Here is a 9,174-nt window from a genome sequence, read left to right as displayed (position 1 = left end):
TGACCCTGCAGTTGTTGCAGTACCACGATTCACCCTTCAGGTTTTGCGATAGCTGAACAACAGATGATGTGAACGGCACACCGGCCTGGCGAAGATCCTGACATAAAAATCGGCTTCAGAAGCCGACGGGTTTTTAAGGATCGTCAGGCGCGACTCTCATCGTGGCGCTGGGGCATGCCCCAAACAGACGCCGGATAGATTTAAGCAAGCCAACCACACCACCCGTTAATCAGTATTGCAAAAATGGGGGTGACCATAGATTTTTTATGTCGCGGGTTCAGTCCTGCCGGTTTTGCAGAATCTTGCGGGCGAGGGATGCGTTGACGTAGTCGGTCATCAGCGTCAGGCCTTTATAGGGTTCGATCTTCTTGTTGTCGATGCACAGCTGCGCCATCTGCAACAGCACCTCGCCATCGCCACCACCTGGCTCACCAGCACGTAGGGCAACAACCGGCTGCCCAGGGAAAATACCTGCAGCAACTGTTCTCGCGACTGCTGCGCACGCCGCCCCGCCCATTGCGTACCAGCCAGCGCGACCACGCCGATCAGCACGTTGACATAGGCTTGGGCTTGTTCGGGAACCCGCGCGCCCTCGGTGGCGCGCTGCAATTGTCATGTTCCAACGCCGGCCAGCAGCAAGGGAAAAATGATCAGCAGGAAAAGCAGTTTTATGGCGTTCATGGGAGTCCGTTCGCAACGCAGAAAGCGAACGTTTATACCGAAGAACAGGTGGGGTGGGCGAGAGGAGCGGTCTTCCCGGGCGTTAGGAAAAAGCGCCGCGGGAAGGAGGAGGGCTCTGTAGGCTAAATCGTCAGCATCAGGCTTTGGCTGGCGCCAGTTTCTTGCAGTTTGCCTTGCGGGTCGGGTATTGCTCGCACTTGCGCAGCACGGTTTGCACCTGCTGCGCGTTCTGCAGTTGCTGGTTGGCCAGCAACTTCTCGGTGATGAACAGTTCTGCCGAGCCCAGGTTGCGTTCGGCCTTGTCGATCATCGCCAGTGCCGATTGCCCGTCGCCGCGCTTGAGGTGGTAGCTGATCATCAGGTCATAGGTCGACGGGCCGGCCAGGCTCCAGTCCTTGATGGCCTGCAACTCTTTCAAGGCTTCGCCGCTGTTGCCCTGGGCCAGGCGCACGGTATACGCCGTGCGCCGGATGCTTGGCTGGTCCTTGACCGGCGAGGCCAGGGCTTTGCGGATAAACCCGTCGGCCGCAGGCAGCTTGTTTTTCTCCAGGGCGTCGTTGGCGAAGTAGGCGTCCTTGTAGCCCTGCATGGCCTTGGCCACTTGTGGCGTACTTTTGATCTTCGCCCAGCTCTCGGGGTTGATGCGCGCGCGGCGCTCCTGGCGGTACTCGCGCTGCAGGTACTGGCGCAACTCGGTGTCGCGATCCATCGCCGACATGTGGGAGCGATTGAAATACTGGGTGGTCGCGGAAATGCTGGTGGTCAGCCCATCTTTGACCAGCACGTCCAGCTCCTGGGTGAAGCGGTTGAGATTGAACTGCTGCAGCGAATCCTGCATGGCGTTCTTGCGCGCGGTCAGGAAGCCGCTGAGCAACGGTTTCTGTTTGCCCTGGAAGTCGTTGAGGCGCTCCAGGCTATGGGTGGCGGCACGGGGCGCGTAACCGGCGCGGATCATCAAGTCGGTGCCGAGCAGGTCGGCCTGGTCTTCCTGGGTGCGGCCCCACGCAGTGCTCCACACATGGTCGGAAAACGTGTTGGCCAACGTGGTGTAGAGCACGGTGTTGCCGATGGTTTTCTGGGTGCCGGCGGGGTCTTTGCTGAACAGCTTCATCGTGCCGGAACTGCGGTCCACGCCGGTATCGGCGGCCATGGTGGCCAAGGCCACGGTGGAGGCCACTGTGGTGAACATCTCTTTCTGCTGCTGGAAGGCCGCCATGCGGTCATGGTGATGCAGCAGAACGTGGCTCATTTCGTGGCCGAGCATTGCAGCGATTTCATCTTCGCTGCCGACGTTGTCCAGCATGCCCAGCGGCACGAACACATTGCCGTAAGGGTCCGCCGAGGGCCCGAAGCTGTAGCTGTCGGTGATTTTCACCTGCAAGGCCGGCAACTCCCCCGGCCAACCTTTGGACAGGCGCGTGACAATCCCCTGCAGATACACCTGCAGCATCGGGATATCCACCAGGTTCTGCTGGCGTGCTTCGGCCGCCGGTACGGCGCGCCCGTCATAGCTCAAGCGCTGCTGGCTCTGGCGTTGCGGGTCGAGCTTGTAGTACTGGCGCACGTCGGTGTTATCCACGTAGTGGCCCTGGACCCTGGATTGGGTCGACGGACCCACCAGGTTCAGGAACGCCTGGTCGGCGCCCTTCAATGTCGCGCAACCACTGAGTACCGTGCTGGCCAGTAAGCTGGCTGCCAATAGAGATCCCTTCACCGCACCGCTCCTTTTATTGATTGCAGCCCGCACCAAAACCGATGGTGGAGTTGTTGCGGCTGTCTTTGGTCTGGCTCTTGGTCAGGCCCTGGCAGGGCAGGTCGACCACATTGAGTGGCGGTTCGATGCGCAGGTCCATGGTGTCCAGCCAGACCTTCTGACCCGCCAGCTCAACCTGCACCAGATCCAGCGCCTTGTTGTACTGCAACACGGGGACGGGTTGGGTCGGCGCGTCTTTTTTCGGCAGCTCGCGCTGTTGTTTACCCTGCTCATCCAGCACCGCCACCGGGTCGGCCAGAAACGCCTTGATGCTGTGGGTTTCCGCCCAGGCACCCTGGGTGAAGAGTGCAACGAGCACGACGATCAGACTTCTGTTCATCCTTGGATTCCTTGAGTCAAATGACAAAGCGACGCGCTCAACGATCGCGATCGAAGAAGGCTTCGATCCGTTCGCTGAACAGCACCAACGACAGCAAAACAATGCCCAACACGTTCACCGGCGTGATGTGGCTGACGCTCAGCAGCACACTCACCGAGACGAGCACCGACATCACCAGCAGCCATGACGGGCACGGCGAAGAAAAAAACCAGATTTCCTGGCGCCGCCACCGGCTCCAGGTGCGCTGACCCGCCAGCCGCCGCGCGTGCAGCGCCTTGAGCACGGCAATCAACGCCAGCAGGCCCAGTTCGAGCAGGTCCAGCCAATTAAAGGGCAGGCCAGGGAAGTTGGCAGGCTCATGGTCATAGTCCATGCCCGCATTGATCAGGTTGTCGAGGGCCATGGCATGCAGATAAACGCCAGGTAGCTGGCCGTGTACCGGCGACTCCACCAGATCACCCGTCGAGGTGATATTGGCCCCGACCAGGATCAAACGGTCGCGCAGCAACTCGGCGACCAGGGCTTGGTCGTCCGGGTCGCTGACTTCCAGGTCGCTCGCCGCCAACGTCAGCGTATAAGGGCAGCGTGCCTGCTCCGAGCCATCGAGTTTCCAGAACACCGCCTGGAGCAACTGCGCCAGGCCATCCAGCAAAAAATGCCGCGCCGGTGCGCAGTGGCGCACGTCGGCGATCCGCGCCTGCTCCGGTGCCAGCTTCAGCCCCCATTGCACCGCGATCGGTTGCCGGCGTGCGGCGGTTTGGGCGTCCACCGGCGGCGACGGGCAGGCCTGTGTCCCACAGAATGCGCGGTACAGCGCCAGGGCCGGTGTTTCCATCAGGCCTATGGGCGTATTCACCGCCAGCGGGTACTTGTCATCGACTCCATCCCATGCCACCAGGCCCGGGCGGCTGACCTCGACAAACGGTGCCAGCGTATTGGCCTGGCCTGCCTCACCCCGCGCCACCCCGGTATTGGCCAGCCACAACGGAATGCCCTGGCGTTGATAGCGCTCGAACACATTCGCCAATAACTGACTGCCCCGTGCCGGGTCGCCGAAAGAGTGGTCATGGCTGTAGAGCAAGTCGACAAACACCGCCTTGGGTTTGAACGCCAGCAAGCGCTTGAACAACTTGCTCTGCTCGCCATAGGGCATCGGCCAGGAGGTGGCGTTGCGCATCAGGTACGCGTCATCGATCAACACCACCGCCACCCGCTGCTGCCCTTCATGGGCGTAGTGGCTGGCGAACATCCGGTTGAGCCACTGCGCCGACGCCTTGTCGCTGGAACTGGCCAGGCCGAAAGGATCGAGGATCGCCAGCAGCACGATGAGGGCCGCCAGCCAATAGCGGCGGTATTTGAACAGCGGGGGGGGCGACAACATCCATGTCTCGATAAAAGGCAGCAGCAAGACAGGGTTTTTAACGTGGTGGGGAGGGGGTGTCAATTGGAAAGGTGGCGAAATGCCATATTCTGTGTGTGAATTGCCGGCGCAACCTGAAACATCGTGAGCAGGCACAAACAAAAAGGCTCATCTTTCGGCGACCCTTTCCCGTTACTGCTCAAGCATCAAGCTACGCCAAATGATTATCGGCGCTTCCACAGGTACAACTTGCGGTTGCAACGGCGCCTGTGTGTGCGGTGGCGGTTCCTCTGGTTCAGGCGCTGGGGGCTGATACTTGGCGGCGTGCGCGTTATCGACTGACATATTGTTGGAGTGCGCTTATTGGAGAGTGATGATGACTTTGCCTTTTGACCTGCCCTGCTCGACGTAGCGCAACGCCTCTGCCGTCGATTCAAAAGGGAAGGAACGATCGATGACCGGTTTGATGACGCCAGCTTCGATAAGCGAGCTGATTTTTTGCAGTTGTACGCCGCTGGCCCGCATAAACAGAAATGCATAGTTCACCCCGTGCTTGCGGGCTTTTCTACGAATACCGTTGCTCAGCAGGCGCATGACTTGTCGCAGCATCCAGGACAAGCCTTGCGCTTGGGCAAAGGCGGCCGTCGGTGGCCCGGAGAGGGAGATGAGCTGTCCACCGGGCTTGAGAACCTCGACCGATTTCATCAGCACATCCTTGCCCAGGCTGTTCAATACCACGTCGAAATCGTGTAATTCGCTCGCAAAGTCGTGCTTCTTGTAGTCGATGACCACATCCGCCCCGAGCGCCTTCACCCATTCGACATTCGCCGTGCTGGTGGTGGTCGCAACAAAAGCGCCGAGGTGTTTGGCGAGCTGGATGGCAAACGTGCCGACACCGCCGGAGCCGGCATGAATCAACACCTTCTGGCCTTTTTTCAGCTGGGCGGTCTCAACCAGCGCCTGCCAGGCCGTCAAGGCGGCCAAGGGGACGGACGCCGCTTCGGCCATGTCCAGGTTCGAGGGTTTCAGCGCGAGTGCGTTTTCGTTCACGGCGATCAGTTCGGCAAACGTGCCGATGCGATCCTCGGGAGGGCGTGCATAGACTTCGTCTCCTGGGTTGAACCGCGTCACCGCCGAGCCTGTGCGAACGACCACCCCCGCCAGGTCGTTGCCCAAGACCAATGGAAATGTATAAGGCAGGATCAGTTTGAATTCGCCGGTTCTGATCTTCGAGTCCAACGGGTTCACGCTCGTTGCATGTACCTGGATCAGAACGTCATGCACACCGACCGCAGGGTCGGGCACTTCGCCAAGCAGTCCGTTCTGCTTGCCGTAGCGGTCGATAAAAAATGCCTTCATGTTGCAACGCTCTTGTCGGTGGAATGAGAACGGGGCGCGGCCCCGGCAACGTTGATGCGATGAGACGTTCAGGCGTCGAGGAACGCCAAGGCCTTGCTCACGAAATCGCCAGGGTGCTGGAAAATGCTGCCATGCCCGGCGTCCGGGTAAATGACCAGTTGCGCGTCAGGGATTCGCTTTGCCAGCTCAAGCGAGTTGACCGTGGGCACCATGATGTCGTTGTCGCCGTTGGCGATCAGCGTCGGCATCTGCAAGCGCCCGAGGTCTTGCGGCGCCTGCCTGCCCCACGCAGTAATGGCTTTTAATTGCCGAAAAAACGCACGGGGTGTCGGGCCTTTGTCCCGGTCTTGCTGGCGTTCTTTCAGCCGTTGCAAATACTCGGACGCGCCGCGTTGTCCGTTGGCCGTGCCGGTAAAGAATAGGTAGAACTTGGGATCGCGTAGCGTCAGCAGCCCCTTGAGCATCAACGGCCAGGTCACCGAGCCGACGTTGTCGATGCCTGTGCCGCCGGCCGGTCCGGTTCCGGTGAGGATCAGCCGGCGCACGCGTTCGGGGGCTTTCAGGGCGATGTCTTGAGCGACGAAGCCGCCGAGTGAAAAGCCGAGCAGGTCCACCTTGTCCAAACCCAACGCACGGATAAAACCGATGCCATCGTCAGCCATTTCACCGACGGTCAACGGCGCGGCGCCACCCGAGCCACCGATACCACGGTAATCGGTGGTGATGACACGCCGGTTTTTCGCCAGACCGTCAATGATCCTGGGGTCAAAGTTATCCAGCACTGCCCCCCAATGGTTGAACATGACCAGCGGCACCTGCGTTCTGGGGCCCAGATCGCGGTAGGCAAAAGGTATCCCGCCCACCAGAACCGACTGGTTCGCCGCGTGGACAAATGACGACGGTGAACCGGGATGATTGCTGCTAGCCAAAAGAGTCATGTTTATTCCGTGCGATTGCGGAGCGAGGCCGACCTGCTCGACAGGGTTCAGACTTCAGTCAAATAACGCGGCGCCACGACGGACTGTCTGATCTGCGACAAAAGACCCTGACGTGCGGTTTGCAGGGCATCCCAGCGCTCGCCTTCTTGCAGCGGCGGAATGGTCACTGGTTCGCGGCGATCGAAGCCGACCAGTGCGGCATCGACCAGGTCAGCCACTTCCATGACTTCGCTCAAGGTGTTGATGTCGATACCGGCGCGATCCCAGATCTCCGTGCGGGTGGCCGCGGGCAATACGGCCTGCACATAAACGCCCTGAGGTGAAAGCTCCAGGCTCAGGCCTTGGGAAAGGAACAGCACAAACGCCTTGGTCGCCCCATAGACCGACATACCAAACTCAGGCGCCAGGCCCACCACCGAACCGATGTTGATGATCGCGCCTTCACCGGCTTTGGCCAGGCGTGGCGCGATGGCGCTGGCGAGTCGCACCAGCGCCGTGGTGTTGAGGGCCACCAGCTGCGCCACGCTGTCGGTGCTTTGCTCGATGAAGCTGCCGGACTGCGCGGCACCGGCATTGTTGACGAGGATGCCGATGCAAGCGTCATCCCGCAGGCGCGCTTCGACGGTGTGCAGGTCGCCGAGTTGAGTCAGGTCGGCCGCAAGCACTTCAACGGCGACGTTGTGTTCGCCACGCAACTTTGCGGCGAGCGTTTCCAGGCGCGCGTGGTCGCGGGCAACCAACACCAGATCATGCCCGCGTTGGGCAAAACGCTCGGCGTAAACCGCGCCGATGCCAGTGGAAGCGCCAGTGATGAGAACAGTAGGGTAAGTCGTCATGATGTCAGCTCTTTATCGGGAACATGGATTGATGCACGAATAAAACCGGGCTCGATCAGCCAGTGCTCAGTTCGCGCGGGTGCTGGATTCGGCAAGCGTTGGGTAGTCGATGTATCCCGCCGCGCCGCCGCCGTAGAGCGTGGAGGGGTCGAAGGCGGACAGCGGCGCAGCGGTCTTGAGCCGCTCCACCAGATCGGGGTTGGCGATAAACGGGCGGCCAAAGGCGATCAGGTCGGCCCTGTCATGCGCAAGGCGTGCGGTGGCCAGGTCCAGGTCATAGCCGTTGTTGGCGATGTAAGTGTTCTTGAAGCGCTGGCGCAAGGCGTCGAAATCAAAGGGCGCCACATCGCGTGGCCCACCGGTTGCGCCTTCGACGACGTGCAGATAAACGATGTCCAGGGCATTGAGTTGATCGACGATGTAATCGAACTGAGCCTGTGGATCACTGCTCGATACCCCATTGGCCGGCGAGACCGGCGAAAGGCGAATCCCCGTGCGATCAGCACCAATCTCGGCGGCCACCGCGGCCGTCACTTCCAGCAGCAGGCGCGCACGGTTTGCGATCGAGCCGCCGTAGGCATCGGTGCGCAGGTTGGCGCCGTCCTTGATGAACTGATCCAGCAAATAGCCGTTTGCACCGTGGATTTCCACGCCGTCGAAGCCTGCCGCAATGGCGTTTGCCGCCGCTTGGCGGAAATCGTTGACGATGCCTGGGAGCTCGTCAATTTCCAGCGAGCGCGGCTCGGAAACGTCCTCGAAGCGATTATTGACGAACACCTTGGTCGCAGCACGCAGCGCGGAAGGGCCTACCGGCGCCGCGCCGTGCGGTTGCAGATCCACATGGGAAACACGGCCCACATGCCACAGTTGTAGGAAAATCCTCCCGCCCTTGGCGTGTACGGCATCGGTCACCTTGCGCCATCCCTCTATCTGAGCCGCTGTGTAAATACCTGGCGTGTCCTGATAGCCCTGCCCCTGCTGGGAGATCTGCGAGGCTTCGGAAATCAGCAACCCCGCGCTGGCCCGCTGGCTGTAATAGGCCGCAGCAAACTCACTCGGTACAAAACCCTTTCCGGCGCGATTGCGCGTCAGCGGCGCGAGAACCACGCGGTTCGACAGCGTCAGAGCCCCCAGTGTGTAGGGGGTAAACAGGTTCAAGTCGCTCATGGGTGTGTGTTCCGTGCCCGTTGGTAAATGGTCATCTTGCTTGCGATTAGGATGATGATCGAAATCTAAACTGTCAACGGTTTTGATTATGGTCGACATCTATGTATCATCAGCCGATGAATTTCAGCGGTAGAGAGGTATCGAACATGCGAGTGTCCAAGGCTCAGGCCCAGGCAAATCGGGAGCACATCGTCGAAACGGCCTCAGTCGTGTTTCGCGAGCGCGGCTTTGACGGAGTCGGCGTGGCCGACCTGATGGCCGCCGCCGGTTTCACCCATGGCGGTTTCTACAAACATTTCGCTTCAAAGGCCGACCTGATGGCCGAAGCCTCGGCCAACAGCCTTGCGCACTCACTGGCCAACGCCGAAGCATTGAGCGTGAAGGACTTCATCGATCTGTACGTCTCCAGGGAGCATCGCGACAGACGCGCCACGGGTTGCACCATGGCAGCGCTGTGCGGTGACGCTGCGCGTCAATCGGGCGACTTGAAATCGGCATTCGCTGAAGGCATCGAGCACATGCTGCAAACACTCGGCGAAAAATACCCGACCGGCCCGGATGCCGCGCCGGGTGAGGCAAGGCAGAAAATGATCGACCTGCTGGCACGCGCGGTCGGCGCGATCACGCTATCGCGCGCCTGCCCTGACGACTCGGCGCTGGCGGATGAGATTTTGGCGGTGTGTCATGGGCAGATGATTGAGTCGTTGTCGGAGTAGTTGGGGGGGGGGATGGTTGTGGGG

General features: G+C 60.5%; 8 protein-coding genes. 1 reads left to right on the top strand and 7 read right to left on the bottom strand.

Features of this window, described 5'->3' with window-relative positions:
- Nucleotides 1-817 precede the first annotated feature (817 nt).
- From INT12_RS30075 to INT12_RS30045, 7 genes are all read right to left on the bottom strand, one after another.
- Nucleotides 818-2,395, bottom strand: a complete 1,578-nt coding sequence (locus tag INT12_RS30075; protein ID WP_193059154.1) for a M48 family metallopeptidase — start codon at nt 2,393-2,395, stop codon at nt 818-820.
- Nucleotides 2,396-2,408: 13 nt separating this feature from the next.
- Nucleotides 2,409-2,774, bottom strand: coding sequence for a hypothetical protein (locus tag INT12_RS30070; RefSeq protein WP_017848541.1), 366 nt, complete (start codon nt 2,772-2,774; stop codon nt 2,409-2,411).
- A gap of 37 nt (nt 2,775-2,811) precedes the next feature.
- The gene (locus tag INT12_RS30065) at nt 2,812-4,155 is read right to left on the bottom strand and encodes a CHASE2 domain-containing protein (RefSeq protein ID WP_193041021.1); all 1,344 of its coding nucleotides are present in this window, start codon (nt 4,153-4,155) and stop codon (nt 2,812-2,814) included.
- Between the two features lie 339 nt (nt 4,156-4,494).
- The gene (locus INT12_RS30060) at nt 4,495-5,493 is read right to left on the bottom strand and encodes an NADP-dependent oxidoreductase (RefSeq protein WP_193041020.1); all 999 of its coding nucleotides are present in this window, start codon (nt 5,491-5,493) and stop codon (nt 4,495-4,497) included.
- Between the two features lie 68 nt (nt 5,494-5,561).
- Nucleotides 5,562-6,431, bottom strand: coding sequence for an alpha/beta fold hydrolase (locus INT12_RS30055; RefSeq protein ID WP_193041019.1), 870 nt, complete (start codon nt 6,429-6,431; stop codon nt 5,562-5,564).
- 47 nt (nt 6,432-6,478) lie between these two features.
- A complete protein-coding gene (locus INT12_RS30050; RefSeq protein ID WP_193041018.1) occupies nt 6,479-7,267 on the bottom strand; it encodes an SDR family NAD(P)-dependent oxidoreductase in 789 nt (262 codons plus the stop codon).
- Between the two features lie 66 nt (nt 7,268-7,333).
- Entirely contained in the window at nt 7,334-8,434 is a 1,101-nt protein-coding gene (locus INT12_RS30045) for an alkene reductase (RefSeq protein WP_193041022.1), read from the bottom strand.
- Between the two features lie 146 nt (nt 8,435-8,580).
- Here INT12_RS30045 and INT12_RS30040 point away from each other — a divergent pair, with 146 nt between their 5' ends.
- The gene (locus tag INT12_RS30040) at nt 8,581-9,150 is read left to right on the top strand and encodes a TetR/AcrR family transcriptional regulator (RefSeq protein ID WP_046488718.1); all 570 of its coding nucleotides are present in this window, start codon (nt 8,581-8,583) and stop codon (nt 9,148-9,150) included.
- The last annotated feature ends 24 nt before the right edge of the window (nt 9,151-9,174 follow it).

Source organism: Pseudomonas sp. K8, from assembly GCF_014889455.1.
Classification (GTDB): domain Bacteria; phylum Pseudomonadota; class Gammaproteobacteria; order Pseudomonadales; family Pseudomonadaceae; genus Aquipseudomonas; species Aquipseudomonas veronii.
Note: the sequence above shows the minus strand (reverse complement) of the source record. Positions and strands in the feature narration are given on the sequence as shown.

Coding starts and splice junctions, on each gene's coding strand:
- INT12_RS30070 (WP_017848541.1), bottom strand. CDS start 2,774: ATGAACAGAAGTCTGATCGTCGTGCTCGTTGCACTCTTCACCCAGGGT.
- INT12_RS30065 (WP_193041021.1), bottom strand. CDS start 4,155: ATGTTGTCGCCCCCCCCGCTGTTCAAATACCGCCGCTATTGGCTGGCG.
- INT12_RS30060 (WP_193041020.1), bottom strand. CDS start 5,493: ATGAAGGCATTTTTTATCGACCGCTACGGCAAGCAGAACGGACTGCTT.
- INT12_RS30055 (WP_193041019.1), bottom strand. CDS start 6,431: ATGACTCTTTTGGCTAGCAGCAATCATCCCGGTTCACCGTCGTCATTT.
- INT12_RS30050 (WP_193041018.1), bottom strand. CDS start 7,267: ATGACGACTTACCCTACTGTTCTCATCACTGGCGCTTCCACTGGCATC.
- INT12_RS30045 (WP_193041022.1), bottom strand. CDS start 8,434: ATGAGCGACTTGAACCTGTTTACCCCCTACACACTGGGGGCTCTGACG.
- INT12_RS30040 (WP_046488718.1), top strand. CDS start 8,581: ATGCGAGTGTCCAAGGCTCAGGCCCAGGCAAATCGGGAGCACATCGTC.